This window comes from Mesorhizobium sp. C395A, from assembly GCF_030323205.1.
In the GTDB taxonomy this organism is placed as follows: Bacteria; Pseudomonadota; Alphaproteobacteria; order Rhizobiales; family Rhizobiaceae; genus Mesorhizobium.
This window is the reverse complement of the sequence record NZ_CP100473.1, coordinates 5,023,296-5,050,058: the sequence shown is the minus strand read 5'-3', so window position 1 is coordinate 5,050,058 and position 26,763 is coordinate 5,023,296. Positions and strand designations below refer to the sequence as shown.

The 26,763-nt window shown below is 63.3% G+C and carries 28 protein-coding genes and 1 pseudogene; 10 read left to right on the top strand and 19 right to left on the bottom strand.

Features of this window, described 5'->3' with window-relative positions:
* Positions 1-17 precede the first annotated feature (17 nt).
* From NLY37_RS24710 to NLY37_RS24685, 6 genes are all read left to right on the top strand, one after another.
* On the top strand, positions 18-935 hold the full coding sequence (locus NLY37_RS24710; RefSeq protein WP_023671262.1) for an AraC family transcriptional regulator: 918 nt from the start codon (positions 18-20) through the stop codon (positions 933-935).
* A 229-nt stretch (positions 936-1,164) separates the two neighbouring features.
* Complete coding sequence (locus NLY37_RS24705) at positions 1,165-2,436, top strand: ABC transporter substrate-binding protein (protein ID WP_023693095.1); 1,272 nt, start codon at positions 1,165-1,167, stop codon at positions 2,434-2,436.
* Between the two features lie 98 nt (positions 2,437-2,534).
* A complete protein-coding gene (locus NLY37_RS24700; protein ID WP_023742273.1) occupies positions 2,535-3,401 on the top strand; it encodes a carbohydrate ABC transporter permease in 867 nt (288 codons plus the stop codon).
* Between the two features lie 26 nt (positions 3,402-3,427).
* On the top strand, positions 3,428-4,240 hold the full coding sequence (locus tag NLY37_RS24695) for a carbohydrate ABC transporter permease (RefSeq protein ID WP_023714533.1): 813 nt from the start codon (positions 3,428-3,430) through the stop codon (positions 4,238-4,240).
* Positions 4,241-4,255: 15 nt separating this feature from the next.
* A complete protein-coding gene (locus tag NLY37_RS24690; RefSeq protein ID WP_023714532.1) occupies positions 4,256-5,302 on the top strand; it encodes an NAD(P)-dependent alcohol dehydrogenase in 1,047 nt (348 codons plus the stop codon).
* 2 nt (positions 5,303-5,304) lie between these two features.
* Positions 5,305-6,396 (top strand): ABC transporter ATP-binding protein, encoded by a 1,092-nt coding sequence (locus NLY37_RS24685; protein WP_023742272.1) that lies wholly within the window; start codon positions 5,305-5,307, stop codon positions 6,394-6,396.
* Between the two features lie 53 nt (positions 6,397-6,449).
* Here the strand turns inward: NLY37_RS24685 and NLY37_RS24680 are convergent, their stop codons facing one another.
* From NLY37_RS24680 to NLY37_RS24635, 10 genes and pseudogenes are all read right to left on the bottom strand, one after another.
* Positions 6,450-8,036: an FGGY-family carbohydrate kinase gene (locus NLY37_RS24680; protein ID WP_023714530.1), complete on the bottom strand. Its 1,587-nt coding sequence runs from the start codon at positions 8,034-8,036 to the stop codon at positions 6,450-6,452.
* Between the two features lie 134 nt (positions 8,037-8,170).
* A complete protein-coding gene (locus tag NLY37_RS24675; protein ID WP_023683588.1) occupies positions 8,171-8,830 on the bottom strand; it encodes an HAD family hydrolase in 660 nt (219 codons plus the stop codon).
* A gap of 11 nt (positions 8,831-8,841) precedes the next feature.
* Entirely contained in the window at positions 8,842-10,320 is a 1,479-nt protein-coding gene (locus NLY37_RS24670) for a mannitol dehydrogenase family protein (protein ID WP_023742271.1), read from the bottom strand.
* A gap of 46 nt (positions 10,321-10,366) precedes the next feature.
* Positions 10,367-11,137, bottom strand: coding sequence for an L-iditol 2-dehydrogenase (locus NLY37_RS24665; protein WP_023742270.1), 771 nt, complete (start codon positions 11,135-11,137; stop codon positions 10,367-10,369).
* Positions 11,134-12,137 (bottom strand): annotated as a pseudogene (locus tag NLY37_RS24660) (ABC transporter ATP-binding protein). Before NLY37_RS24660 ends, NLY37_RS24665 begins: the two are co-directional and overlap by 4 nt.
* Before the next feature lie 50 nt (positions 12,138-12,187).
* Positions 12,188-13,012 carry a carbohydrate ABC transporter permease gene (locus tag NLY37_RS24655; RefSeq protein ID WP_023671250.1) on the bottom strand — a complete coding sequence of 275 codons (825 nt, stop codon included), beginning with the start codon at positions 13,010-13,012 and terminating at the stop codon, positions 12,188-12,190.
* Between the two features lie 11 nt (positions 13,013-13,023).
* Entirely contained in the window at positions 13,024-13,896 is an 873-nt protein-coding gene (locus NLY37_RS24650; RefSeq protein ID WP_023671249.1) for a carbohydrate ABC transporter permease, read from the bottom strand.
* Positions 13,897-14,015: 119 nt separating this feature from the next.
* The gene (locus NLY37_RS24645) at positions 14,016-15,326 is read right to left on the bottom strand and encodes an ABC transporter substrate-binding protein (RefSeq protein WP_023671248.1); all 1,311 of its coding nucleotides are present in this window, start codon (positions 15,324-15,326) and stop codon (positions 14,016-14,018) included.
* 242 nt (positions 15,327-15,568) lie between these two features.
* Positions 15,569-15,910, bottom strand: a complete 342-nt coding sequence (locus NLY37_RS24640) for a hypothetical protein (RefSeq protein ID WP_156933952.1) — start codon at positions 15,908-15,910, stop codon at positions 15,569-15,571.
* A gap of 112 nt (positions 15,911-16,022) precedes the next feature.
* Positions 16,023-16,931, bottom strand: coding sequence for a LysR substrate-binding domain-containing protein (locus NLY37_RS24635; RefSeq protein ID WP_023671245.1), 909 nt, complete (start codon positions 16,929-16,931; stop codon positions 16,023-16,025).
* A 110-nt stretch (positions 16,932-17,041) separates the two neighbouring features.
* Here NLY37_RS24635 and NLY37_RS24630 point away from each other — a divergent pair, with 110 nt between their 5' ends.
* Entirely contained in the window at positions 17,042-17,227 is a 186-nt protein-coding gene (locus tag NLY37_RS24630) for a hypothetical protein (RefSeq protein WP_023742268.1), read from the top strand.
* A 36-nt stretch (positions 17,228-17,263) separates the two neighbouring features.
* On the opposite strand, the gene NLY37_RS24625 is transcribed toward NLY37_RS24630, so the two are convergent.
* Complete coding sequence (locus NLY37_RS24625; RefSeq protein ID WP_023742267.1) at positions 17,264-18,223, bottom strand: sugar-binding transcriptional regulator; 960 nt, start codon at positions 18,221-18,223, stop codon at positions 17,264-17,266.
* Positions 18,224-18,443: 220 nt separating this feature from the next.
* Here NLY37_RS24625 and NLY37_RS24620 point away from each other — a divergent pair, with 220 nt between their 5' ends.
* Positions 18,444-19,076 (top strand): HAD family hydrolase, encoded by a 633-nt coding sequence (locus tag NLY37_RS24620; RefSeq protein WP_023671242.1) that lies wholly within the window; start codon positions 18,444-18,446, stop codon positions 19,074-19,076.
* 295 nt (positions 19,077-19,371) lie between these two features.
* Here NLY37_RS24620 and NLY37_RS24615 read toward each other — a convergent pair whose 3' ends face one another.
* The 8 genes from NLY37_RS24615 to ureC form a co-directional block, all read right to left on the bottom strand.
* On the bottom strand, positions 19,372-20,139 hold the full coding sequence (locus NLY37_RS24615; protein ID WP_023742266.1) for a class II aldolase and adducin N-terminal domain-containing protein: 768 nt from the start codon (positions 20,137-20,139) through the stop codon (positions 19,372-19,374).
* 66 nt (positions 20,140-20,205) lie between these two features.
* On the bottom strand, positions 20,206-20,838 hold the full coding sequence (ureG, locus tag NLY37_RS24610) for an urease accessory protein UreG (RefSeq protein WP_023689161.1): 633 nt from the start codon (positions 20,836-20,838) through the stop codon (positions 20,206-20,208).
* A complete protein-coding gene (locus NLY37_RS24605; RefSeq protein ID WP_023689160.1) occupies positions 20,835-21,293 on the bottom strand; it encodes a DUF3995 domain-containing protein in 459 nt (152 codons plus the stop codon). The genes ureG and NLY37_RS24605 overlap by 4 nt, the downstream gene beginning before the upstream one ends.
* Entirely contained in the window at positions 21,290-21,961 is a 672-nt protein-coding gene (locus NLY37_RS24600; RefSeq protein WP_023742265.1) for an urease accessory protein UreF, read from the bottom strand. The genes NLY37_RS24605 and NLY37_RS24600 overlap by 4 nt, the downstream gene beginning before the upstream one ends.
* Positions 21,954-22,556 (bottom strand): urease accessory protein UreE, encoded by a 603-nt coding sequence (locus NLY37_RS24595; protein ID WP_023742264.1) that lies wholly within the window; start codon positions 22,554-22,556, stop codon positions 21,954-21,956. Before NLY37_RS24595 ends, NLY37_RS24600 begins: the two co-directional genes overlap by 8 nt.
* Entirely contained in the window at positions 22,553-23,158 is a 606-nt protein-coding gene (locus NLY37_RS24590; protein ID WP_023742263.1) for a glutathione S-transferase family protein, read from the bottom strand. Before NLY37_RS24590 ends, NLY37_RS24595 begins: the two co-directional genes overlap by 4 nt.
* A gap of 42 nt (positions 23,159-23,200) precedes the next feature.
* A complete protein-coding gene (locus tag NLY37_RS24585; RefSeq protein WP_023742262.1) occupies positions 23,201-23,794 on the bottom strand; it encodes a hypothetical protein in 594 nt (197 codons plus the stop codon).
* 92 nt (positions 23,795-23,886) lie between these two features.
* Positions 23,887-25,599, bottom strand: a complete 1,713-nt coding sequence (ureC, locus tag NLY37_RS24580; protein ID WP_031242430.1) for an urease subunit alpha — start codon at positions 25,597-25,599, stop codon at positions 23,887-23,889.
* Between the two features lie 180 nt (positions 25,600-25,779).
* Here ureC and NLY37_RS24575 point away from each other — a divergent pair, with 180 nt between their 5' ends.
* Together NLY37_RS24575 and NLY37_RS24570 are read left to right on the top strand one after the other, a co-directional pair.
* The gene (locus NLY37_RS24575; protein WP_023671233.1) at positions 25,780-26,142 is read left to right on the top strand and encodes a hypothetical protein; all 363 of its coding nucleotides are present in this window, start codon (positions 25,780-25,782) and stop codon (positions 26,140-26,142) included.
* Between the two features lie 123 nt (positions 26,143-26,265).
* Positions 26,266-26,763, top strand: a complete 498-nt coding sequence (locus NLY37_RS24570; protein WP_023671232.1) for a hypothetical protein — start codon at positions 26,266-26,268, stop codon at positions 26,761-26,763.

Here is a 26,763-nt window from a genome sequence, read left to right as displayed (position 1 = left end):
GCCCCGGAGAGCAGACGATGGCATTCAGGCGCAGAAAGAACACGGCCGCGATCCCTCGCACGGTGCCGGCTTTCGAGCACATCGTCACCGAGGCGAGCGACAGTTTCCTGTGGCGGCTCGACGACTATCCCTGGGAGCGCAATGTCTGGAATTTTCATCCGGAATACGAGATCCATCTCCTGAGGAAGTCTTCCGGGGTCGCGCTGGTCGGCGATCACATCGGCGAATTCGGGCCGGGCTACCTGAGCATCGTCGGCGGCGGGCTGCCGCATGACTGGGTGACATCGGTGCAACCCGGCGAGCTGATCGAAGGACGCGACATCGTGCTGCAATTCGATCCGCAGCGGCTGCGCGGCTCGGCGGGACTGCTGCCTGAGCTGCGCGAACTAGAACCGTTCCTGGAGCGATCGCTGCGCGGCATCGTCTTCCATGGCCGCGCCGCGCTCGACGGCGCTGCGCTGATGGAACGGATGGGCACCGTGCACGGGCTCGCCCGGTTTTGCCTCTTCCTCGAACTGGTCGATCTGCTGGCCAGGACAGACGAATACGAGCTTTTGTCCTCGCCGGATTTCTCACCCGCGCTCGATGCAACCTCGCTGGACATCATCCAGCGCACGCTGACCTATCTCTTCCAGCACTTCGCCGAGGACCTGAAGCTGCCGGAGGCGGCGGAGCTGGCGGGGATGAGCGAAAGCACGTTTTCGCGCTTCTTCCAGAAAAACACCGGTAACAGTTTCAGCGACCACATCGCCAAGCTCCGGCTCTGGCAAGCCTGCAAGCTGCTGGCGGACACCGATATTCCGATCACCGACATCTGCTTCCAGGTCGGCTACATGAACATCTCCAACTTCAACCGCGCCTTCCTGCGCAAGCACCGGATGACGCCGTCATCCTACCGCAAGCTGTCGAAGCAGCGGATGACGATGCGCGCCTGAAAACCGGCCTTCCTCACTCCATCGGTACTCATGTGACAGAGGCCGTGCAGGCGGGCCGGATTTTGCAGCGCACAATGCATAAAAGTACAGGTCTGCTGCAACGGGGCTTCTAGCGCGGCCTTTAGCAACTCCTCATTTTGGCGATGGGTGGCTTGTCGCTCGGGCGATGGCGAGGATCGCGCAACCGAAGACTTACGCTTCCTGCGACTGTTCCTGGAGGAGAAAATCAATGAAACCAATTCGGCTCGCTGCGAGCATAAGCGCAGCTTTCATGCTTACCACGACCCTCTCGACCATGGCGCTGGCGGCGCCGGTCTGCTCGGCGCCGGTCAAGGTGCTGGCGCAACCGCGTGACGGGCTGACGCTGCTGGAAGCGTCCAAGGACGAGTTCCAGAAACTGGCCGGCGCCAGCTTCCAGATCGACTATCTCAACGAGAACGACCGCCGGGCAAAGTCGCGCGCCGATGCGTCCACGGTCGGCAACTACAACGTCTACTATGTCGACGAAGCCAATGTCGCGCTGTTCGCCTCGTCGAAATGGATCGTGCCGCTCACCGACTATTACCCGGCTGACTACGACTACGCCGATTTCGACCCGGGCCGGCAGAAGGTCGCCACCTATGACGGCAAGGTGTGGTTCGCGCCGCTGACCGGCGGCGGCGACCTGATGGTCTACCGCAAGGACATTCTGGAAGCCGCCGGCATCCAGCCGCCGAAGACGCTGGACGAGTTGATCGCCGACGTGCCGAAGCTGACCGATCCCGACAAGGGCATGTACGGAATCGCGCTGCGCGGCGCGCGTGGCTCGGGCGCCAATGTCTGGCGCTGGATGCCGTTCTTCAAGGCCTATGGCGGAAAATGGTTCGACGGTGACAAGCCGGCTTTCAACTCCGAGGCCGCGGTCAAAGCGACCGAGACCTATCTTAAACTGTTCAAGGATTCAGCGCCCGGCACGCAGACCGGCAGCTGGGATGAATCGACCGGCGCCTTCCTGTCGGGCCAGGTTGCCATCTTGGTCGAATCGACGCCGCTGTCGGGCATGGCGGTCGACCCGAAGACCTCGCAAGTGGTCGGCAAGATCGGCTTCCTGCCGCCGCCCTCGCCACTGACCGGCGGCGGCTACGGCCACGGCCTCGCCATCGCCGCCAAGGCCAATGCCGATGACGCCGCGAAGCAATGCGCCGGCCTGTTCATCGCCTGGGCGACGTCGAAGGAGAACGAGAAGCGCCGGCTCGACGCGCACCAATTCGGCGAGCTCAACCGCACCAGCGTGCTGTCCAGCAAGGAGTTCGCCGACATCTATGGCGCCGATCTCGGCCAGGCGCTTGCCGATACCGGCAAGGTGACGGCGGTGAACTTCTGGCAGGATCCGCGCTGGCCGGATCTCGGCGACCGCTGGGGCATCATCCTGGAAGAGCTGGTCACCGGCACGCGCACCGACGTCAAGGGCGGCCTCGACGAACTCGAGGCCTACGCCAACGAGCTGGTGAAGAAGAAGTAATCCTCCCGCCCGCGGCGCGCGGTCCACGGCATTCGACCGGATGCCGGGACCTGTGCGCCGCGGGTTCTCCCCAAAAAGGCACAGCCCGAGGATAGGCAATGCGCCGACGCTCTTCCCTGCCCGTGACGTTTCTGGTTCCGACGCTCGCCATTCTTCTGGTGCTGTCGATGGTGCCGACGCTGTACGCCATCGTCATTGCGCTGCAGAACCGCGAGCTGAGCTCGTCGAACTATTCCTGGGTCTGGCTGTCGAACTTCATCGACCTGTTCGCCGACCGGCGTTTCCTCAACGCGGTCTGGGTTTCGGTGAAGTGGGAAATCGTCACCGTCGTGGCAACGATGATGGTGGCCATCGGGCTCGGCGTGCTGATGTTCGAAGTGGCGTCGCCGCGGCTGCGCAACCTCTACTGCCTGCTGTTCATCATCCCGGTGCTGTTGCCGCGCGTGTCGGCGGCTTTCGTGTGGAAGTTCGCCTATCATCCGCTCTACGGCATCGCCACCTACCCCTACCGGCTGATCACCGGCGGGCTGATCGTCGACCCGCTTTCGAAGCCAGCGACGGCCCTGTTTGCCGTCGCCTCGGTCGATGTGTGGCAGTGGGGACTGTTCTTTGCCGTCATCGTGCTGAAGCTGCTGGAAACGCTGCCGCCGCAGCCGATCGAGGCAGCGCGGCTCGACCATGCCAAGCGCTGGCAGATCCACGCCTATGTGACCTTGCCGATGCTGAAGGCGCCGCTGATCAGCCTGATGTTCGTCAAGATGATCGAATCGCTGCGCTCCTTCGACCTGATCTATGTGATGACGCGCGGCGGGCCGGGCGTGGCGACCGAGACACTCGACATGTACGCCTTCTCGCAAGGCTTCATCGAGTCCGGCAAGGTGTCCTACGCCTCGGCCATGGCGGTGCTGATGATGATGGCCACCGTCATCACGTTCACCATGCTGTGGAAGCGGGTGCAGGCATGAAGTCGAATCGCATGAGACCGTATCGCATGAGACCGGGCCGCCTCATCGGCAAGATCATCCTGGCCCTCGCCGGCTTCATGGCGGTGTTTCCGCTCGCCTGGACGGCGGTCAATTCGCTGAAGAACAATGTCGACATCATCACCCGCGTGCCGCGCCTGGTGTTTACGCCGACCTTCGAAAATATCAGCTACATCATTGGCCGCGACAGCGTCATGACCGGGCTCTACAATTCGGTCATCGCCTGCGGCTGCGCCGTGCTGATCGGCGTCGTGCTCGGCCTGCCGGCGGCCTATGCCGTGGCGCGCTATCCCAACCGCTTCGCCGCCGACATCCAGTTCTTCGTGCTGTCGCTGCGCTTCCTGCCGCCGGTGGCAGTCGCCATTCCGCTGATGGTGATCTGGCTGCAGATCGGCCTCTACGACACGCTGCCGGCGCTGATCGTCACCTATTCGCTGCTCACCATCTCGGTGATCATGTGGCTCGCCATTCCCGCCTTCCAGGCCGTGCCGAAGGAAATCGAGGAAGCCGCCTTCGTCGATGGCTACGGCGCTTACTCGGTGTTCTGGCGGATTGCGCTGCCGGTAGCGGCGCGCTCGCTGATCGGCGCCGTCGCCTTCAGCTTCGTGCTGGTGTGGAACGAATTCCTGATCGCGCTGATGCTGTCCAGTTCCAACGCCAAGACATTGCCGATCGTCGCTTCCGAACTTTCACAGCAAGGCATGAACGTGCCGTGGGGAATCCTCAACGCCTCGGTCATGCTGTTGTCGCTACCGCCGCTGCTGTTCCTCGGCGTGCTCAGCGGCTTCCTGAATTCCGTTTTCCGGCAAAAAAAGACTTGATGCGAGGACTTACCGATGCGGGCACTGGTGCTTGAGAAAAAAGGCGAACTGTCGTTGCGCGAGATCGCGCTGCCGCTCGAGGTCGGACCGGGCGATGTCAAGATAGCCATCCACACGGTCGGCGTCTGCGGCAGCGACGTGCACTATTACACCCATGGCGCCATCGGCAGCTATGTCGTACGGGCCCCGATGGTGCTCGGCCACGAAGCCGCCGGAACCGTTGTCGAGGTGGGCGCCAATGTCGAGACGTTGAGGGTCGGCGACCGCGTCTGCATGGAGCCGGGCGTGCCGAACCTGTCGTCGCGCGCGACGAGGCTCGGCATCTATAATGTCGATCCCGATGTCAGCTTCTGGGCGACACCGCCGGTGCATGGCGTGCTGGCGCCCTATGCGGTGCACCCGGCCGCCTTCACCTACAGACTGCCGGACAATGTCACCTTCGCCGAAGGCGCGATGGTCGAACCCTTTGCTATCGGCATGCAGGCGGCGAGCCGCGCCCGCATCGTGCCTGGCGACGTCGCCGTCGTCGTAGGCTGCGGCCCGATCGGCATCATGATCGCGCTGGCGGCGCTGGCCGGCGGCTGCTCGAAGGTGCTGATCTCCGATTTTTCCGCACCCAAGCTCGAGATTGCCGCGCAATATCCCGGCATCGTGCCGGTCAATATAGGTGAGCAATCGCTGGTCGACGCAGTCTCCGCCGCGACCGACAATTGGGGCGCGGATATCGTGTTCGAGGCGAGCGGCAGCCCGAAGGCATTCGCCGACCTGTTCGATGTCGTGCGGCCGGGCGGCGCGGTGGTGCTGGTCGGACTGCCGGTCGAACCGGTCAGCCTCAACGTTCCGGCGGCGATCTCCAAGGAAGTGCGCATCGAGACGGTATTCCGTTACGCCAACATCTTCGACCGCGCGCTGCAGCTGATCGCCTCGGGGAAGGTCGACCTCAAGCCGCTGATCACCGGCACTTATGATTTCTCGGACAGCATCGAGGCCTTCGAGCGGGCGGCGCAAGGCAAGCCGCAAGACGTCAAGCTGCAAATCCTTCTTACCGGCGAGAAGGGCTGACCATGTCCGCGATCGTTTGCTCCCATGTCGACAAGGCTTACGGCGCCACCACCGTCATCCGCGACCTCAATCTCTCGATCGAGGAGCACGAATTCGTCGTATTCCTCGGCCCGTCCGGCTGCGGCAAGTCGACCTTGCTCAGGATGCTGGCCGGACTGGAGGATATCAGCGGCGGGGAAGTGTCGATCGGCGGCAAAGTGGTCAACGATCTCGAGCCCGGCGAGCGCGGCATTGCCATGGTTTTCCAGAACTATGCGCTCTACCCGCATATGACGATCTTCGACAATATCGCCTTTGGGCTCAAGCGACAGAAAGTGCCCCCGGCCGAGATCCGGAAGCGGGTCGAGGCGGTGGCAAAGACGCTCGGCCTCGAACCTTACCTCGCCCGCAAACCGACCGAGCTTTCCGGCGGGCAGCAGCAGCGCGTAGCGATTGCGCGCGCCATGATCAAGACGCCGAAAGTGTTCCTGTTCGACGAGCCGCTGTCGAATCTCGACGCCAAACTTCGCAACCATATGCGGGTCGAAATCGCCCGCCTGCACCAGTCGCTGAAGACCACTACCGTCTATGTCACCCACGACCAGCTCGAAGCGATGACGCTGGCCGACCGGATAGTGCTGCTCAGGGATGGCGTCATCGAACAGATCGGCCCGCCGGCCGAGATCTATCGCCAGCCGGGCAATCTGTTCGTCGCCGGCTTCATCGGTACGCCGAACATGAATTTCATCGACGTGGCTGTCGGGCGGAAGGACGAACGCTGGACGCTGACAGGCGGCGGCTCGACCTTCTTCATAGAAGGCTCGGGCTTCGATCTGCGCGGCGTCCAGCGCGCCGTGCTTGGAATCCGACCGCCGGACCTGAAGACCGCCGGCGCTCAGAGCATCAATCTTCTGCAAGGCACCGCCGACCTTATCGAGTTCCATGGCAATGACGCGCTGGTGACGTTCGCCTGCGGCGGCAAGGAGGTCGGCGCGTTGGTATCGGCCCGCGAATGCTCGGCGTTGCGCGCGCCTGTGCGCTACACGTTCGAGGAGGAGAGCGTGCATCTGTTCGACGCGGCGACCGGCGCATCCTTGCGCCGGCGAGAAGCCTAAGTCTGTACGCAATTCCGGACGGAAAACCGTTTCAGACTTTTCCTGGAATTGCTCTAGCTGATGGCGTCGAGCTCCTGCCGCTGGCGGTGCATTTCGAGGAAGATCCTGTAGTCGCGGTCAAAGCGGCCTGACGCGGCCGGGTTCGAGGTGCGCGCCCTGCCGCCTTGCTGCATGGCGACGCAAGCGGCATTCAGGTCCGGGAACAGACCGGCCGCGGTGGCGGCGACCATGCCGGTGCCGAGCAGAACGGCTTCGTCGGCCAGCGGCTCGATCACCGCGCAGCCGGTGGCGTCGGCATAAAGCTCCATCAGCAACGGGTTCTTGGTGTGGCCGCCGGTGACATGCAGCGTGTCGATGAGATAGCCGTTCTCGTTCAGCGCCTCCAGCACATGGCGCACGCCGAGTGCGATGCCGACGGCGGTGCGCCAATAGAGCTTGCACAGGCTGTCGAAGGAGGAATCCAGCGTCAGCCCGCTGACCACGCCGACGGCATGCGGGTCGGCAAGCGGCGAGCGGTTGCCGTGAAAATCCGGCAGCACATGCAGCCTCGCCGCCAGCTTGTCGCCTTCGGTGCTGCGCAGTTCAGCGACGCGCCTGGCGATCTTGGCATGCATGGCCGCATCCGGCTCGCCGCCGGCGCCATGCCAGCGGATGATGTGGTCGAGCAAAGCCCCGGTAGCCGACTGGCCGCCTTCCGACAGCCAGAGCTTTGGCAGTGCGGCGCCATAGTATGGACCCCAGACGCCGGCGAAAGGCTGCGGGTCGGGCGACATCGCCATGACGCAGGACGAGGTGCCGGCGATCAATGCCAGATGGCGGCCGATATTCTGCTCGTCGCCAGCAAAGCCGCCGAGCACGCCAAGCGCGCCGGCATAGGCATCGATGACGCCGGCGCCGACCCGACAGTTTTCGCTCAAGCCCAACTCAGCCGCCGCTTCAGGGGTGAGCGTGCCGATGTCTGCGCCGACAGCACTTGCCTTCTCCGGCAGGCTGCCGTGTTCGAACAGATCGCCAAGCCCGACCCTGTCGAAGAAGTCACGGCGCCAGCCGGTTTCCTCATGCGCCAGATAGGTCCATTTGGCGGTCAGCGTGCATTGCGAGCGCGCCAGCGACCCGGTCGCCTTCCAGGTCAGGAAATCGGTGAGGTCGAACAGGTAGCCGGCTTCATGCCAAGTTCCCGGCAGATTGCGCTTCAGCCACATCAGCTTCGGCGTCGCCATTTCCGGCGACATGACGCTACCGATATAGTCGAGTACGGCGTGGCCGCTATCGGTGCATTCATCTGCCTCGGCGATGGCGCGATGGTCGAGCCAGACGATGGTGTCCCAGCGCCGTTCGCCCGTCACCGAGACGCTGAGCTGGCCGGCATTCCTGTCCAGCACCACCAGCGAGCAGGTGGCGTCGAACGACATGCCGACAATATCGTCGGCTGACACACCGGCCTTTTCGCGCGCGGCACGCACCGCGATGCACACAGCCGACCAGATATCCTGCGAATTGTGCTCGGCGTGATCGGCCTTCGGCTGGTTCATGACGATCGGATGCTCGGCGCGTCCGAGCAAGGTGCCTGACGTATCGAGAATGCCCGCGCGGGCGCTCCCGGTGCCGACATCGACCGCGCAAACGAAGCTCTTCGTCAAGATGCTTTTACTCTCGCTCCCTAGAGCCGTATGATTTCAGGTCTGTTCGACCTGAAATCTGAATCCGTCTCTAAATCAAAGAAGTAGAGCATGATGTCGTCCGAAAACCGCTTCACACTTTTCGGCATCATGCTCTAGCCTGCAATCAGATCGGGCAATTGCAGCATGTCCGCGAATATAAAGTCCGGTTCACTCGACGCAAGCCGCGCTTTCAAGGCCGGGTTGCCGGCGTGCGAACCGCCGGTGAAAGCAAAGACGCGCATACCGGCCGCACGCGCCGCCGCGATGCCGGCAGGGCTGTCCTCGATTACGATGCAATTACCGGGATGCGCGCGCATAGCAGCGGCGGCATGGAGAAAAAGATCCGGCGCCGGCTTGCCGCGCGCGACCATGGCAGCGCTGAACAGATGGGGCTCGAGCAGGCCGAGCAGGCCGGTAACGTCGAGCGCATAGCGAATGCGGTCGAGCGTGCCGGAGGAAGCGACGCAGCAGGGCACGCCCAGCCTCGGCAGGATGTCGCTGATGCCGGGAATCGGCTTCAGCTCCTCGCGGAATTTGCGCATCAGCTCGACGCGCATATCGGTCAGATGCACGTCGGTGATGTCGATGGTGAAATCGCGAAGAAGTATCTCGCGCACGCTCTTCATGCTCTTGCCGAGGAAATGCTCGTAGGCGGCATCCTCGCTGACCGAGCCCCCGGCGGCAGAGATCATGCCGAGCAGAGCCGAAACCGACAGCGCCTCGCTGTCGACCAGCACGCCGTCACAGTCGAAGATGACCAGTTCGGGCGTCATTGCGGCTGGCGTCAGAGCTTGCCGGAGATATAGCGCGTCAGCGTCGCGCGCGTGCCATTCGCCCACAAGACCTTGAGCGCATGGGCAAAGGCCTCGGCGAACGCCGCCGAGCGGCCGACATCGCCATAGATGTCCTCCATCGCAAGCCAGGCGCCGGGCGCATCCTTCGCCGCCTTGGCGGTTGCCTGCAGCCGGTCCCAGCTGGGATCGTTGGCTTCGATGTCGGCGCCGCTGTCGGTGGTGCCGAAGCAATAGCGGCACCACAGCGCCGATTCCAGCGCGAGACCCGCAACGCTCTTCCCGGCTTTCAGCCGGTCGGCGATGGTCGGGATGATGAATTTCGGCTGCCGGTTGGAACCGTCGAGGCAAAGCCGGCGGATGGTGTCGCCGATCTTCGGGTTGGAAAAGCGGTGCTCGATGAGCTGGTAATAATCCTCCAGCACGGTGTCCGGCACCGGCGGCACGGTCGGGATGATCTCGTCATGCTCGAGCTTGGCGAGGAAGCCGCGCACCAGCGGCTCCTGCATCGCCTCATGGACGAAATGGATGTCCATCAACCCTGCGGGATAAGCGATCGTGGCATGACCGCCATTGAGGATGCGGATCTTCATCAGCTCATAGGGCGCGACATCCCTCACGAATTGCACACCGACCTTTTCCAGCGGCGGGCGGCCGTCGGTGAAACGGTCTTCCAGCACCCATTGCTTGAACGGCTCGCAGAACACCGGCCAGTTGTCCTCGAGGCCGAACTCCGAGGCGAGAATACCGCGCTCGCGGTCGGAGGTGGCGGGGGTGATGCGGTCGACCATGCCGTTGGGAAAGGCGACATTGTCGCTGACCCAGTTCGCCAGATCCTCATCGATCAGGCGGGCGAGGCCGATGACGCCATCCGAGGTGACATGGCCGTTGTGAGGGATGTTGTCGCAAGACATGACGGTGAACGGCACGATGCCGTCGGCACGGCGGCGCTTCAGCCCGGCCAGGATGAGGCCGAACACCGTCTTCGGCGTCGTGCCTGCCTGTGCGTCGGCGACGATGTCGGGGTGGGTCGGGTTGAACTTGCCGGAGGCCGGATCGATGAAATAACCGCCTTCCGTGATGGTCAGCGAGACGATCTTGATCGCCGGATCGGCGAGCTGGTCGATGATGGCATCGGCATCGCCGGGCGTCAGGAAGTCGATCATGACGCCGGTGACGCGGGCGCTCATATGGTCGGAATCCTGCTCGACCACGGTGGTCAGCCAGTCCTGCTCCTGCAGCTTGGAACGGCCGATTTTTTCGCCCTCGAAGACCCCGGCGCCGACCAGCGCCCAGTCATGGCCGATGCCTGAATTGAAGAGATCGTCGAGGTAGACCGCCTGATGCGAGCGATGGAAATTGCCGACGCCGAAATGGACGATACCGGGTTTGAGCCTGGAGCGATCATATCTGGGACCGGCGACCTTGGCGGGGAGTTCCGAGAGGATCGAGGAGGAGAGTTTCACGGTCATTTTTTTACCCTTTTGGCCGGGCTGCGGCCTTCGTGATCCCGGCCCATCAACTCATCCATTGGCCGCCATCGACATTGTAGGTCTGGGCGACGATGTATTCGGCGTCGTCGCTGGCCAGGAATACCGCCATGCCGGTCAGGTCCTCCGGCTTGCCCATGCGGCCATAGGGCACGCCCTCACCGACCAGCCGCCTCTTCTCGCCTTTCGGCCGGTTCTCATATTTGGCGAACAGCGCATCGACCTCATCCCACATATCGCTGTCGACGACGCCGGGCGCGATGCCATTGACGTTGATGCGGTGCTTGATCAGATCGAGCCCGGCGGACTGGGTCAGCGAAATCACCGCGGCCTTGGTGGCGCAATAGACGGCGACCAGCGGCTCGCCGCGGCGTCCTGCCTGGCTGGCGATGTTGATGATCTTGCCGCCCTTGCCCCTTGCGATCATCGAACGCGCCGCTGCCTGCAGCATGAACAAGGTGCCGGCGACGTTGACGGAGAACAATTTGTCGTAGCTTGCTTTGGTGATCTCGACGATCGGCGCCAGGTCGAACAAAGCAGCGTTGTTGATCAGTATGTCGAGGCCGCCGGTCTTTGTTTCGACCGCATTGACCGCCGCCTGGATCGAAGCGAGGTCGCTGACGTCGAGCCTGACCGGATAGGCGTTGGCGCCAATCTCGGCGGCCGTCTTTTCGGCAGCCGCCAGATTGATATCGGCAATGGCCACCGTGGCGCCCTCGCGGGTGTAGGCTTCGGCAAAAGCCCTGCCGATGCCGCGCGCGGATCCGGTGATCAGCGCCGATTTGCCTTTCAGTCTCACTGCGTCAGCGCCTTTCCATCGGGGCCGAAGCGATGCATGCGGACCTTGTCCGGCGTCAAATAGATGGTGTCGCCGTGGCGTACGGCCAGTTCGCCATCGGCGCGTACCGTCAGCGGACCGACGCCGTCGGCCTGGACATGCAGGAAGGTGTCGGAGCCCAGATGCTCGGCGACGCCGACGAGGGCTTTCCAGTCACCCGCTGTGGTCGATATCCCCATATGCTCAGGACGAATGCCGATGGTCTTGGCGTTGTATTTGGCCGCCGGCGCACCTTCGATCAGGTTCATTTTCGGCGAACCGATGAAGCCCGCCACGAATAGGTTCTTCGGCGACTTGTAGAGTTCCATCGGCGAGCCGACCTGTTCGATGTTGCCGGCGTTGAGCACGACGATCTTGTCGGCCATGGTCATGGCTTCGATCTGGTCGTGGGTGACGTAGACCATCGTCGTCTTGAGCTGATGGTGGAGCTCGCTGATTTCGAGCCGCATGGTGCCGCGCAGTGCGGCATCGAGGTTGGACAGCGGCTCGTCGAACAGGAAGGCCGAGGGCTGGCGCACGATGGCGCGGCCGATGGCGACGCGTTGCCGCTGGCCGCCGGAGAGCTGGCCGGGCCGGCGTTCGAGATAGTTGGTGAGATTGAGGACCCGGGCTGCGTCCTTCACCTTCTTGTCGATCGTCGCCACATCTTCGCCCGCCATCTTCAGCGGGAAGCCGATGTTCTTGGCCACCGTCATATGCGGATAGAGCGCATAGGACTGGAATACCATGGCCAGCTTGCGCTTGGCCGGCGCCTCGCCGGTGACGTCACGGCCATCGATGTTGATGGTGCCCCCGCTGGTGTCCTCGAGCCCGGCGATGAGGCGCAGCAACGTGGACTTGCCGCAACCCGACGGCCCGACGAAGACGACGAACTCGCCATTCTCGATGACCAGGTCGAGGCCTGGAATGATGACGTCGATCCGAAATGCTTGGAGACGTTCTTGAGCGTGATGTTTCCCATGGTTTCCTCCCCGAGGGGTTATTTGGCCGGATTGCTTCAGGCAACGTCCGTTATTTTACCGCGCCGAATGTCAGGCCGCGCACCAGCTGCTTCTGGCTGAACCAGCCCATGATCAGGATGGGGGCGATGGCCAGCGTCGAGGCCGCCGAAAGCTTGGCCCAGAACAGGCCTTGCGGGCTCGAGAACGAACTGATGAAGGCCGTCAGCGGCGCTGCCTCGGTGGTGGTCAGGCGGATGGTCCAGAAGGCTTCGTTCCACGCCAGGATGATGTTGAGCAGCATGGTCGATGCGATGCCGGGCACGGCCATGGGGGTCAGCACATAGACGATCTCGCCCCACAAGGTGGCGCCGTCCATGCGTGCCGCTTCCAGGATCTCGCCGGGGATTTCGCGGAAGTAGGTGTAGAGCATCCAGATCACGATGGGCAGGTTGATCAGCATCAGCATGATCATCAGGCCGATGCGGCTGTCGAGCAGTCCGGCATCGCGGAAGATGAGGTAGATCGGGAACAGCACGGCAACCGCCGGCATCATCTTGGTCGAGAGCATCCACATCAGGATGTCCTTGGTCCACTTGCCCGGCGAGAAGGCCATCGACCAGGCGGCCGGAACCGCGACTATCAGGGCCAGGATGGTCGAGCCGACCGAGAGCAGCACCGAGTTGAAGAAGAACTTGAAGTAGCCGCTCTGCGCCTGGACCTCGGTATAGCTCTCGAACGTCCCCGACGGGATCAGCGCGAAGCCCTGGATGGCCTCCTGCTCCGACTTGAACGAGGTGATGATCGTGTAGAGGATCGGGAAGAAGATCAGCAGCGCGACGATCCAGGCGGCGCCTGTCGCAATGACCTTGTGTTGGGTGGTGACTGCACGTGCCATCGTATCCTCCCTTACTTGTCCAGGTTCTTGCCGACCGCGCGCATGGCGAAGAAGGCGACGATGTTGGCGAGAATGACGGCGATGACACCGCCGGCCGATGCCTGGCCGATTTTGAACTCCAGCAATGCCTTCTGGTAGACGAGGAAGGGCAGGTTGGTGGAGGCATAGCCGGGTCCGCCATTGGTGGTGACCAGGATTTCGGCATAGACCGACAGCAGGAAGATGGTCTGGATCAGGATGACGACGGTGATGGCGCGCGACATGTGCGGCAGCGTCAGATAGATGAAGCGGCTGACGAAGCCGGCGCCGTCCATCTCGGCGGCTTCCTTCTGCTCGCCGTCGAGCGACTGCAATGCGGTCAGCAGGATCAGCGTTGCGAAGGGCAGCCATTGCCAGGCGACGATGATGATGATGGCAAGCATCGGATGCTGCCCGAACCAGTCGATCGGTTGAGCCCCGAAGAAGCGCGCAATGTCGGCAAAGACGCCGTATTGCGGGTGCATGATCATGTTCTTCCAGACAAGTGCAGCCACCGGCGGCATGACGAAGAACGGAGAGATGACGAGGATGCGGACGATCCCCTGTCCCCACATCGGCTGATCGATCAACAGCGCCAGCATGATGCCGCCGATGACGGTGATCAGCAGCACGCTGCCCACCAGGACCAGCGTGTTGAGGATCGACTGCAGGAATGCCGGGTTGGAATAGAACAGCGAGTAATTCGAGAACCAGACAAACCCGTCGCGGATCGGATTGAGCGGATTGTACTGCTGGAAGGAGAACCAGATCGTGAGTGCCAGCGGCACGATCATCCAGACGAACAGCAGCACCACGGATGGCGCCAACATAAAGCGGGCAAGCGAACGGGTCTGCTGAGTAGCCATGACGGTCACCCTTCAAGGTCAGCCAAATTTTCAGGTGTGTGAAAGGGGCCGCCCGAACTGGGATTCGGGCGGCCGTTGCCGGCCAAGGAGGCGGCCGGCATTCGGCACCGGGAGGAGCCTTACTTGATATAACCGCCTTCGGTCATGGTCGCGGTGGCGGCGTCCTGCGCCTGCTTGAGCGCGTCGTCTACGCTGGTCTGGCCGGCGAGCGCCGCCGAGAACAGCTGGCCAACGGTTGTGCCGAGGCCCTGGAACTCAGGAATGGCGACGAACTGCACACCGACATAGGGCACCGGCTTGACGGTCGGATGCGTCGGGTCGGCGGCATTGATCGAGTCCAGCGTCATCTTGGCGAACGGAGCCGCCTTCTGATACTCGGCATTGGCGTAGAGCGAGGAGCGCGTGCCCGGAGGAACGTTGGCCCAGCCTTCCTTCGAAGCAACCAGTTCTGCGTAGTGCTTGCTGGTCGCCCAGGAGACGAACTTCTGTGCGGCGTCTCCCTTCTGCGTGCCGGCCGGGATGGCCAGCGACCAGGCCCACAGCCAGTTGCCGCGCTTGCCCAGACCATTGTCGGGGGCCAGTGCGTAGCCGACCTTGTCCGCGACGGTCGAGTTCTTCGGGTCGGAGACGAAGGAGGCGGCGACGGTGGCGTCGATCCACATGCCGCACTTGCCCTGCTGGAACAGCGCCAGGTTTTCGTTGAAGCCGTTGGACGAGGCGCCCTCGGGACCGTCGGCCTTCATCAGGTCGACATAGAACTGCAGTGTGTTCTTCCATTCCGGCTGGTCGAATTGCGGCTTCCAGTTCTCGTCGAACCAGCGGGCGCCGAAGGAGTTCGACATGGCGGTGAGGAAGGCCATGTTCTCGCCCCAGCCGGCCTTGCCGCGCAGGCAAACGCCGTTCACGCCATTGGCGCGGTCGGTCATCTTGTCGGCGGCCTGCTTGATGAAGTCCCAGGTCGGGGCGTCGGGCATCTTCAGCCCGGCCTTCTCGATCAAGTCCTTGCGGTACATGACGAAGGAGCTTTCGCCGTAGAAGGGCGCGGCATAGAGCTTGCCGTCGACCGACAGGCCGCCGGCGATGGCCGGGATGATGTCCTTGGCGTCATAGTCGTCGCCGAGCTTGTCGAGCGGCAACAGCCAGTTCTGCTTGGCCCAGATCGGAACCTCGTAAGTGCCGATGGTCATAACGTCATACTGGCCACCCTTGGTGGCGATGTCGGTGGTGACGCGCTCGCGCAGCACGTTCTCTTCGAGCGTGACCCAGTTGAGCGTGACGTCGGGGTTCGCCTTGGTGAAGTCGTCCGTCAGCTTCTGCATGCGGACCATGTCGCCATTGTTGACCGTGGCGATGGTGATGGATTCGGCGTGTGCGGCAAAAGCGAAAGCGCTGGCCGACAACAAGCCCAAAGTGAGCGTGCGCAGTTTCATCAAATTCCTCCCATGAACCAAGATGAGCATTTGCCTTGGTAATGGGCAATTACTCACTTGGCATAAATTATGTCAAGCCAGATTCGATGCTGCAGCGCAGCACGCAAGGCGGAGCGCGGCGTTGCGCGCGTAGAGGATATTGAATGGATTTGGGAAGCTGTTTGCACGGGATGTGAGAGCGGGTTGATGCCGACCCATCGCAACCCAATCATGGCGCCAAGGGAGCGATAGGGCCCAGCCCGTCAGCCGTGGGACGGGTAGCTTCCGACGGAATATTCGAAAACCCTGCCGTCGCGTGTTTGCTTGGCTCTGGTCAGCACTTCCGTCACCTGGATCCAGCTGGGTTCGTCCTTGCGCAGCCTAACTTCCCGGCCGATTGCCTTCACGGCAGCTTGAAACGGCGTAAATGCTTCGATCACCTGCGTCGTGCGCACGGTGTTGTTTTCGATTCCTTCGACGCGATAGACTTTCATCAGCCGGCTGATCGACCCTGTTTCAATCTGCAGACGATTGATCCTGCTCAATTGGGTCGTCACAAGCACAAGCCTATGCCGGGCGAGTGATATCGACAGCGTTTTTGTCAAGCTTGGTTAACCGGGTGGCCCGATCGCAGCTGTTTGTCCGCGAAAGCGAGCATTCGTCGCGGATCCATGGCTCGCTTTGCATCTCGGAAATCAATCCGCGAATCGCTCGCCCTCAGGCGCAGGCGATCTCGGCCAGGATCCAGTCCCGGAAGGCTTTTATCTTCGGCACGTTGCGACGCGCCGTCGGGTAGACCAGCCAATAGGCGTGGCCGTCGTCGCCGACCAGGTCGAAGGGCTGGATCAGGCGGCCGGCGGCGAGCTCGGTCTTGAACAATGCGGTGGTCAGGATTGCCACACCATGGCCGGCGATGGCCGCGTTCGCCTCATAGGCCTGCGCGCCCATGCTGGTGCCGGTGCGCCTGGCAAGTTCGTCCGCCGGGACGCCGGCAAGGGCGAACCATTCCCGCCACCAGATGTCGCCGGGATCGAGAATGGGCAGCTTGAACAGGTCGGCGGGTTCGTGGACGCCACCTATGGTGGCAGCGAGTGCCGGGCTCAGCACCGGGGTGAAATCGGCCTTGAACAAAAGATGGGTCTCCACTCCAGGCCACTTGCCGCTGCCGGAGCGGATAGCGATGTCCATGTCCTCGCGGGCAAAATCGATCACCCTGTTCGAGGTATCGACGCGCACCGCCAGCGACGGATGCGCGACCTGGAAGGAGCCGAGGTGCTGCGCCAGCCAGTTCGAGGCAAAGGTCAGCAGCGTCGAGACGCACAGCACACCATCGGCGCCCCCACGCGCGGCGGAATAGGCGCTTGAGAGCAGGCTGAACGCCTCGCTGACGGCGGGCGCCAGGCGCTGGCCGGGTTCCGTCAGCACAATCTGGCGCGGCTGGCGCAGGAACAGCGGCGAACCGATGCGCTCTTCCAGAAGCTTGATCTGGTAGCTGGCGGCGGCCTGCGTCATGCCGAGTTCCTGCGCGGCCTTGGTGAAGGAGAGATGCCGCGCGACGGCTTCGAACACCCTGATGGCCTGCAGTGGCGGCAACTGGGCGAGCTGTGGTGCCTTGAGATCGGGCATAAGCCCTCCTTATGGGTCGTGATCGACGTTTGATTGGCGGCAAGAGGCAATCAGGCCGATATCTGGTGTCAACGATCAATCAAGTTCAAGCATAGCGGAGGCTGAAGATCATGACCACGGTACAGCAAAAGCTCCATTCGACCCCGGCGCAGAGCTGGTTTTCCCTGCTGGTGCATGAATTTTCCCTGCTTGTGCACCGCCGGCGCGGCTACGTCGACGTCCGGGAGCTGTCGTCGCATTTGCAGCGCGACATGGGTTTTCTCGACGGCAACGACCCGTCCGGGCGCTGCAAATAAAACGTGTTGGATTTTATCGATGGGCCGCTTAATCTATCAGGGACCGTCGAGCAAAGCCGTGGCGGTCCGCTCGTCGGTGATGAGGCCATTGACCAGCCGGCGGTTCACAGCGGCCAGGATGCCCGGCAACTTACGCTCGCCCATGGCGAGCGCAATGACCAGCGACTTTTCGCGTGACGGCAAGGCTGCCGACGATACCCGGTCGTTGGTGATGCCCTCGATCATGCGGCCTTCCCGATCGAACACCCAGCCGACGATCTCGGCGACGCCGCCAGCCTTTTGCAACGCCTTCAACTCGCTTTCCGAGATAAAACCGTCCTCGTAGAGCGGCGCCTTCGGGCCGAGATCGCCGATGCCGACAAAGGTCACGTCGGCTTCCGCGGCCAGCGCCAGCGTCGGTTGGATCATCGGCTGGGCAAGCAGCATCTCGCGCTCTTCCGGCGACGAGGCGATGACCGGCAGCGGCATCGGGAACGAGCGCGCCTTGACCCGGTCGGCCATGGTGAAGATGACGTTGTAGAAGGCGGCCGAACCGTCGGGCGAGATGTTGCCGGTCAAGGACACAACCTTGTGCTGCGAGCATTCCATCGGCGGCAATTGCTCGATCGCCGCCTTCAGCGTGCGGCCGGTGCCGATGGCCAAGACGATGGGCGTCGGTGACCGCAGCCGCCGCTCGATCTCGGCCGCGGCCGCCTCAGCAATGCCGATCGTGGTCGAGGATGAGGTCGGATCGCTCGGCACCACTTCGACCAGGTCGAGCGCGAAGCGCGACTTCAGCCTTGCGGCAAGGTCGAGGCAATTGGCGATCGGGTGGTCGACCCGCACCTTGATCAGCCCCTCCGACACCGCCAGCGACACCAGCCGCTGCGCCGTCTGCCGGGAAATGCCGAGCGTGGCGGCGATCTGGTCCTGGGTGTTGCCGGCAACATAGTAAAGCCAGCCGGCGCGCGCTGCCTCGTCCAGCCTGCTGCTGCCGCCATCTTGCCGCGAATTCAAAATGTGCCTCCAGCCCTGCCCCTTTGCGCGCCCTTGGGCGAAGCGTCGTAGTCTTGCAGGGAATGTGTCGGCGCGCAATTGTTCAATCGGGAAGACAATTGCTTGCTGCTTCGATCCGGCCGCCGCGCGGCAACCAACCCAGCGAAAATCGCCAGCGGACGGGCTCGGCAGTTTATCTCCTGATACAAACGCTTTAAGGGGATCGGCAAAGGAGCCTCGCATGACGCCGAAAGCGGTTTTCTGGGATATGGACGGCACGCTGGTCGACAGCGAGCCGCTGCACGAGGCGGCCTTGGTGGCGGCGCTGCGCAGCGTCGGTATCACGCCGCCGGCCGACCTGCATGAGCGGGTGCTGGGCGTCGCCGCCGCACCGGTCTACGAGATGCTGCGCAGCGAGTTCGGCCTCGACCTGCCCTTCGACGACTGGATCGTGCGCAAATACGATCACTACATGCCGATGGCCGAGACGCTGAAGCCGCGCCCCGGCGCGATCGAAGTGTTCAACGAGTTGCGCGCGCTCGGCGTGCAGCAGGCGGTGGTGTCCAATTCCGACCGGGTGATCGTCGATGCAAATCTGAGCGCCGTCGGCCTGATCTATCCCGGCATGCGCACGATCAGCCGAAACGACGTGCGCGAAGGCAAGCCGCATCCCGAACCATTCCTGCGCGCCGCGTGGCTGGCCGGCGTCGATCCTTCAGACGCGGTGGCCGTCGACGACAGCGTTACCGGCGCCACATCAGGCCTGGCCGCGGGGATGCGGACGATCTTCTGGCCGGAAGCGCCGATGGCAGGACCGAAGGGCGCTGTCGTGATCAACAGTGCGGAAGAGTTGCGGGCTCAGTTGGGACTCTGAGTGAGCCTATGAACGTCGGCGCTGCCCCTCATCCTCCCTTCAGCTTGGCCATGCATTGTCTAATGTTGCGCTGGTCGACCCCCACTCCGTCTCGGCTTCGCCGAGCCAAGCTTTTTGCCGTCAAACGCTCGTCCAGAAAGCTCCCTTCCTTTCCCTCCGGAGGAGGGAAAGGTGGCGCTGCGAAGCAGCGACGGATTGGGGGAACCACCTGGCAAGCAAGCCTTACGCCGATCAGTCATAACAAATCACAGAAAGTGAGTGCGTAGCGTAAACGGGAGAAGCACGGATGGTCCGCTTAGCTGCGGTACACCGGCTCCTCCTCGTCGAGGATCGCCTTCAGCCCGGCCAGGTGACGCTCCGCCTGGCCGGGATAGTCGTCCATTTCGCTGGCGGCCTTTTCGGCAATGGCGTCGGAGAGCGTGCGCAGCGGCCGGCCGGTCCACAGCGCCTTGATGTAGGTCTCGGCGGCGCGTTCGAAATAGAACATGCGGTTGAAGGCGTCGGCAACGGTGTCGCCGATGACCATGACGCCGTGATTGCCCATCACCATCACTTTGACCTTAGGGTCGGTGAGCAGTTGCGAGCAGCGCTCGCCCTCTTCCTCGAAGGCCAGCCCGCCATAATGGGCGTCGACGACGTGGCGGTTGAAGAACATGGCCGAGTTCTGGTCGATCGGCGGCAGAGTCGAGTCGGCCAGCGATGCAAGCACAGTGGCATGAATGGAATGCACATGCATGGCGCAGCGCGCATGCGGCACGTTGCGGTGAATGGCGCCGTGCAGACCCCAGGCAGTCGGGTCGGGCGCGTCGGGGCCGGTCAGCGTCTCGGGATCGTTGGCGTCGATCAGCAAAAGGTCGCTCGCCTTGATGCGCGAGAAATGCACCTGGTTGGGGTTCATCAGGAATTTGCTGCCGTCCTCGTTGACCGACAGCGAGAAGTGGTTGGCCACGGCTTCATGCATGTTGAGCCGCGCCGTCCAGCGGAAGGCGGCGGCGAGGTCGACGCGCTCCTCATAATAGGGCAGGTTGGTCAGCGGCTCTTTCTGCAAACGGGCGATGCTCATCAAAAAATCCTCCATTTCCCCAAGAATGCCGCGCCCAATGCCGACCAGCAACCGGTAAGTACTGGGTCAGGCCGCCGAGCGGGCCGACTGCAGCCCGCCATGTTCGACGATGAAGTCGATGACTTCCTGCAGTCCCTTGCCGCGCGACAGGTCGGTGAAGCCGAACGGGCGCTTGCCCCGCATTCGGGCGGCGTCGCTCTCCATGACATCGAGGTTGACGTTCACATAGGGCGCCAGATCGCTCTTGTTGATGACCAGGAAATCGGAACGGGTGATCGCCGGCCCGCCCTTCCTGGGGATTTCCTCGCCCTGGCAAACCGAGATGACATAGAGGGTCAGGTCGGCAAGGTCCGGCGAGAAGGTGGCGGCAAGATTGTCGCCGCCGGATTCGATGAAGACGATGTCGAGATCGGGGAATTTCCTGTTCAGCTCGGCGATCGCCTGCAAATTGATCGAGGCGTCCTCACGGATGGCGGTGTGCGGGCAGCCGCCGGTCTCCACGCCGACGATGCGGTCCTCAGGCAGCGCCTGCAGGCGAGCCAGCATCATGGCGTCTTCCTTGGTGTAGATGTCGTTGGTGACGACGGCGATGGAGAAATCGTCGCGCAGCGCCTTGCAGAGCTTTTCGGTTAGCGTCGTCTTGCCGGAGCCGACGGGACCGCCGATGCCGATGCGCAGGGGACCGTTGGCCTGAGTCATAGCGAAAAATCCGTCATGCCGAAAAACTCCGTGATGGCGAGGATGGCGAAGCTGAGCCCGATCAACAGGCAGAGCGGCGAATAGAAGCTGACATCGAGCCGCGCAAAAGGCTGTTCCGGCGCCAGACGGCGCCACCACGGCGTGAAGCCGGCAATGCCGCGGCCGAGGAAGACCAGCCCTATGAGCAGCGCTGTGGCGGCAAGGCCTTCCCTTGGAAAGGGGGTGGCGAAGACCCCGGTCAGCGCCAGCGGCCACAGGGTTGCGAGGCACAGGCACGCGGCAACGGCGAAACAGGCAAACGGCGTCGGCATCTCGTCGATGCCGCGAAAGCCGACGACGGCGTGGGCGCAGGAGACGCCGTCCCTGCCCGGCCAGATGCCGCCAAGGCCCCAATAGACATGCAGCGCGGTGATCAGCAGCAGGACGGCCGAGAGGGCGAAGGCGAGGACGATCATGAGCGGAACAGCCTGGAATACTGCGTCTCGTGCTTCATCGCCATGATGTCGGAGATGAAGGCGCAGCCGCCGAGATCGTCCAATGTCGAGCCGGCGGCGCACGCGGCCGTCGACAGCGCCAACGGCTCGAAGCCGGCGAGCAAGGCCATGGCGTCCGTCTGGCCGACGATTCCGAGTCGGATCGCCGCCTGGACGAGGTTGGAGAAGAAGGCCTGCAGGAAGGCCGACATCGCGTCCTGAAGCGCGATGCCGTTGCCGCCGGCAACGGCGCCGACGGCGACACAGTAGGCGCATTCGGCCGGCAGGCGGCCCAACACCGGATTCGCCCAAGCCGCTGCCGCTTTCAGGAAGGCGGCGCCTTGCAGCATGGTTTCGGTGTGACGCTCACGCGAGCCGGCCAGCGCTTCGGCGAGATCGGCAATTTCATGGAGATCGCCGCCGTCGCGGGCGCGGCGCCAGGCTTCCGTGAAGAGCACGGCGTCGTTCCAGCCCGAGCCCATCTCGACCAGCGTCTCCAGCCAGAAGGCGAGGCTGGCGGTATCGGCAACCAGCCCGTCTTGCCCGGCGCGTTCGAGACCATGGCTGTAGGCAAAGCCGCCGACCGGAAAGGCCGGCGACAGCCACGCCATGAGCCGCAGCAAAGCGATGCCGGATGGCTGGTCAGTCATGATCGTGATGATGCCCGTCATGGGAATGGCTGTGCGAATGCGACTCGCTGTGTGCGTGGGAACGTCCATCATGGGAATGCGCTTCGGCGTGCGCATGCGCATGGCCATGATCGTGACCATGCGCACCTTGGGCGGAATAGGCGCCGCGCACCGGCTTGAACGGTTCGGAGACTTCGCGCACCGTGGCGCCCAGCCCTTCCAGCATAGCCTTGATGACATGGTCGCGCAAAATCAGGATGCGGCCGGGCTCGATCGCTGCCGCCAGATGGCGGTTGCCGATATGCCAGGCGAGTTCGGTCAGATGCACGGCGTGGCGGGCGCGGATGTCGTAGACCTCTTCGGGTGCCGCGGTGATCTCGACCTGGCCGCCATCCTCCAGCACCAGCCGGTCGCCATCGTTCAAGGTCACGGGTTCGGGCAGGTCGACCAGCACCTTGCTGCCGTCGGCAAGCTCGATGGCGCGGCGGCGCAAATGACGCTCGTCATGGGGCAGGACGGCACGGCCGGATGGGGCCGTGGTTCCGGCAGTGCCGGCAGCCACCACCGAGACGGCGCGTGGGAACTTGGTGAAGTCGGTGTTCAGGTTGAGTTTCATCGCATGGCTCCACCGTTAGCCTGGGCTCTCGCACGGGCAGGCCGCGCCAGGACGCGGTCGAAATACGCGTTGACGCGCTCGGATTCGATCGGAAATTTTCCGGCGCGGGCCCAGCCGCCCATGTCGCCCAACAGCACGTCGACGGCGGAAAACCGGTCGCCCAGCGCAAACTCCCGATCCCCCAGCCGGCCGTCGAGCGCCTTGGCCTCCGAGGCGAAATCGTAGGCGGCGGCGGGGCCGACATCGACCCGCACGTCCTTCGGCAACAGGAAGCGGTGGCGCAGCTTGTTCCACAGCGGCGCTTCGAACTCGGACTGGGCAAAATGCATCCAGGAATCCATCTCGGCGCGGCCAGCGAGGCCGGGATTGGCGCCCAAACCCTTGTCGGCGTGCTTGTCGGCGAGATAGACGCAGATCGCCGCCGAATCCGTCACCGTCAGTTCGCCATCGATCAGGATCGGCACCTTGCCCGACGGGTTGAGCGCATAGGCTTCCGGCGAGCGCAATTTGACCTCGACGAATTCATAGGGCTGCCCGAGTTCCTCAAGCATCCACAGAACGCGGCTGACGCGGGAGCCACGCGATCCGATAGCCTTGTACATGGTCGAACCCTCTTTCCTGCGACCCTAAACCATAGCCACTGTTCAGACGATGGTGTCGAAGAGCCGCAGGATGAACGACACCTGATAGATCAGCGTGCCGGCGACGAATGCGATGTGGAAGCGGCGGTCACGCACCAGTATGGCGGCGATGCACAACACCACGAAAACCGGCGTTCGGAACAGATATTCATTGCCGTAGCGGGCGAAATGCTCGGGACCTTTCAGCAGCGTGTCGACGACATCGAGCAGATAGGTGGCCGCCAGCAGGCCGAAGAACCAGCCGCGGCGCGAATAGAAGAAATCCTCGTAGCTGGTGTAGTCGAGCATCGAATCCGGAAACAGCAGCGCGCACAGCAGGAACAGCGTGATGGCGTAGAAGATCAGGAACAGGTACTTGCCGAAAGTCCAGACCTCTATGGTGTAGAGGCCGAACTCCCACCACCAGAAATGCACCAGCAGCAACAGCATGGAGGCGACCCAGCCGAGGTGCACGGGATAGAGCCTGTACTGGCCGGGATGCTGGACGATGCGCGCCACCCCCGACAGCAGGCGAGCGACGCCAAGTCCGATCACCATGCCCATGACGATGCGGATATGCGGGAAGATGTCGTGGGCGGAGGCTATTTCGGTGGCCATGACCTGCTACGCGGTTTCTTTGAGCCGCATATTGCGGCGGCACCGACCGGCTCGCAATGGAATTTGCCGGGTCGATCAAATCGCCCCTCGCCTCAAAACAGGAAATACCGCTGCGCCATCGGCAGCACGGTTGCCGGCTCGCAAGTCAAGAGTTCGCCATCGGCGCGAACCTCATAGGTTTCGGGATCGACCTCGATATGCGGCGTGGCGTCGTTGAGGATCATCGAGTGCTTGCCGATGCCGCCACGGGTATTTTCGACCGCGACGAACTGCTTGTCGACGCCGAGCCTGCCATGCAGGCCGGACTCCAGCGCCGCCTTGGAAACGAAGGTCACCGACGAGTTGGTCCTGGCCTTGCCATAGGCGCCGAACATCGGGCGGTAGTGCATGGGCTGGGGGGTCGGGATAGAGGCGTTGGGGTCGCCCATCGGGGCTGCGGCTATCATGCCGCCGATCAGCACCATGTCCGGTTTGACGCCGAAGAAGGCTGGGTTCCACAGCACCAGATCGGCGCGCTTGCCGACCGCGATCGACCCGATGTCCCTGGAGAGCCCATGCGCGATGGCCGGGTTGATGGTGTATTTGGCGATGTAGCGGCGGACGCGGAAATTGTCGTTGTTGCCGGTCTCCTGCGGCAATGACCCGCGCTGGCGCTTCATCTTGTCGGCGGTCTGCCAGGTGCGGATCGCCACCTCGCCGACACGGCCCATGGCCTGCGAGTCCGACGAGATGATCGAGAAGGCGCCGATATCGTGCAGAATGTCTTCCGCCGCGATGGTCTCCTTGCGGATACGGCTTTCGGCAAAGGCGATGTCTTCAGGGATCGACGGCGACAGATGGTGGCAGACCATCAGCATGTCGAGATGCTCGGCAAGCGTGTTGACGGTGTAGGGCCGGGTCGGGTTGGTCGAAGACGGAATGACGTTGGGCAGGCCGCAGACCTTGATGATATCGGGCGCATGGCCGCCGCCGGCGCCTTCGGTGTGGAAGGCGTGGATGGTGCGGCCCTTGATGGCGGCGACGGTGTTCTCCACAAAGCCGGATTCGTTCAGCGTGTCGGTGTGGATCATCACCTGCACGTCGTAATCGTCGGCAACCGACAGGCAGCAGTCGATGGCCGCCGGCGTCGTGCCCCAGTCCTCGTGCAGCTTCAGCGAGCAGGCCCCGCCCAGCACCATTTCCTCCAGCGCAGCCGGCAGCGAGGCGTTGCCCTTTCCGGACAGGCCGATGTTCATCGGGAAAGCGTCGAAGGACTGGATCATGCGCGCCATGTGCCAGGGTCCGGGCGTGCAGGTGGTGGCCAGCGTGCCATGCGCCGGGCCGGTGCCGCCGCCGAGCATGGTGGTGATGCCCGACATCAGCGCTTCGTCGATCTGCTGCGGGCAGATGAAGTGGATGTGCGCGTCGAAGCCGCCGGCGGTTAGGATCTTGCCCTCGCCGGCGATGATCTCTGTACCGGGGCCGATGATGATGGTGACACCCTCCTGCGTGTCGGGATTGCCGGCCTTGCCGATCGCCGCGATGCGGCCGTCCCTGAGACCGATGTCGGCCTTAAAGATGCCGGCCGTGGCATCGACCACCAGCGCGTTGGTGATGACCGTGTCGACCGCGCCGCCGGCGCGCGACACCTGGCTCTGGCCCATGCCGTCGCGGATGACCTTGCCGCCGCCGAATTTCACCTCCTCGCCATGGACGGTGAGGTCCTTTTCGACCTCGATAAACAGCTCGGTGTCGGCCAAGCGCACTCTGTCGCCGACCGTCGCGCCATACATCTGCGCGTAGGCGGCGCGGGTAATTCTAGCCATCAGTCAATGCTCCCCAAACGAGAGGCCGGCCGCAGCCGAACTCCACATCGTCGCCATCCAATGGTCATGCAATGACCCGCCCGGCGACACCTTCTGATCCCATTTGGCCGTTGAGGTGGCCGTGCCACCCCAAACCGCCCGTTTGCCAAACCCTTGGCCAAATCGATGAAAGGAAAATACATGCGCAAAATCATCGTTCTTGCAGCCGCCGCCACGCTGGCCTCCGCAACCGTAGCCGGCGCCCAGCAGCAGCCCACGCCGCAACCGAAGCCGGCAGCGCCCAGCGCTCAGCCGGCGGCGCCGGCGATCCAGAAGGTCAACATCGTCGATATCAGCGAATTGCCCAAAGCCACCCAGACGCAGGTCAATCAGGTGATCGCCCAGCGTGGCGATGCCGGGCTGCAGAAACTGCGCTCTTCGATCGACGCGACGCCGCAGATCAAGTCGGCGCTCGAAGCCAAGGGGCTCACCTCGGCACAGGTGGTCGCCGCCAGCATGACCACCGATGGCGCGCTGACCCTTGTCACCAAGAAGGCAAGCTGAAAGAAGCGCTTGGCGGGCCGGCACCCGGCCCGCCAGCCCACAGGGAACCTTCGCCCGACAGGAGGCGTTTCGTCCCTTTGGCGCCGAACGGCGTTGCACAGAAAAGTCCACCAGGAGCGAGCAATGCCTGTCTTTGCCGACACCAGATGGCTCCAGAGCCTTGCTGCCTGCGCATTTCTCGCAGCTTTCGGCCCGCAAGCCGCGCAAGGTCTTGAAAGCGCTGACGCCGTCAACCGGGCCGACACCGTCAACAGGATCGTCGGCTCCGATGTCCGGCAGGAGGAGGCGCGGACGGAACCACAGACCAACAAGATCATCACCGCGATCGAGCGGACGCGTGAGAACATCGGCGCCGTGCGCAAGACGTCCAAGCTCGATACAGTAGATATCGTCTTCCTCACCGACGCGGCGCGCAGCGAAGGCGGCCCGCCGCCGGCCGTCGAGAGCAAGGTCGAACAGCATCAGGACGACATTGCGGAACTGCGCAAGGAGATCGACGCCAACGCCTTGCTGTTCAACGCCATCGATTCGCGGCGCGTGCTTACGGAAGACGTCCTTGCGGTGGAATTCGACGGCTCGGCAAGAATCGTCATCTACGCGGCGGCCAGGCCGTCGAACTGA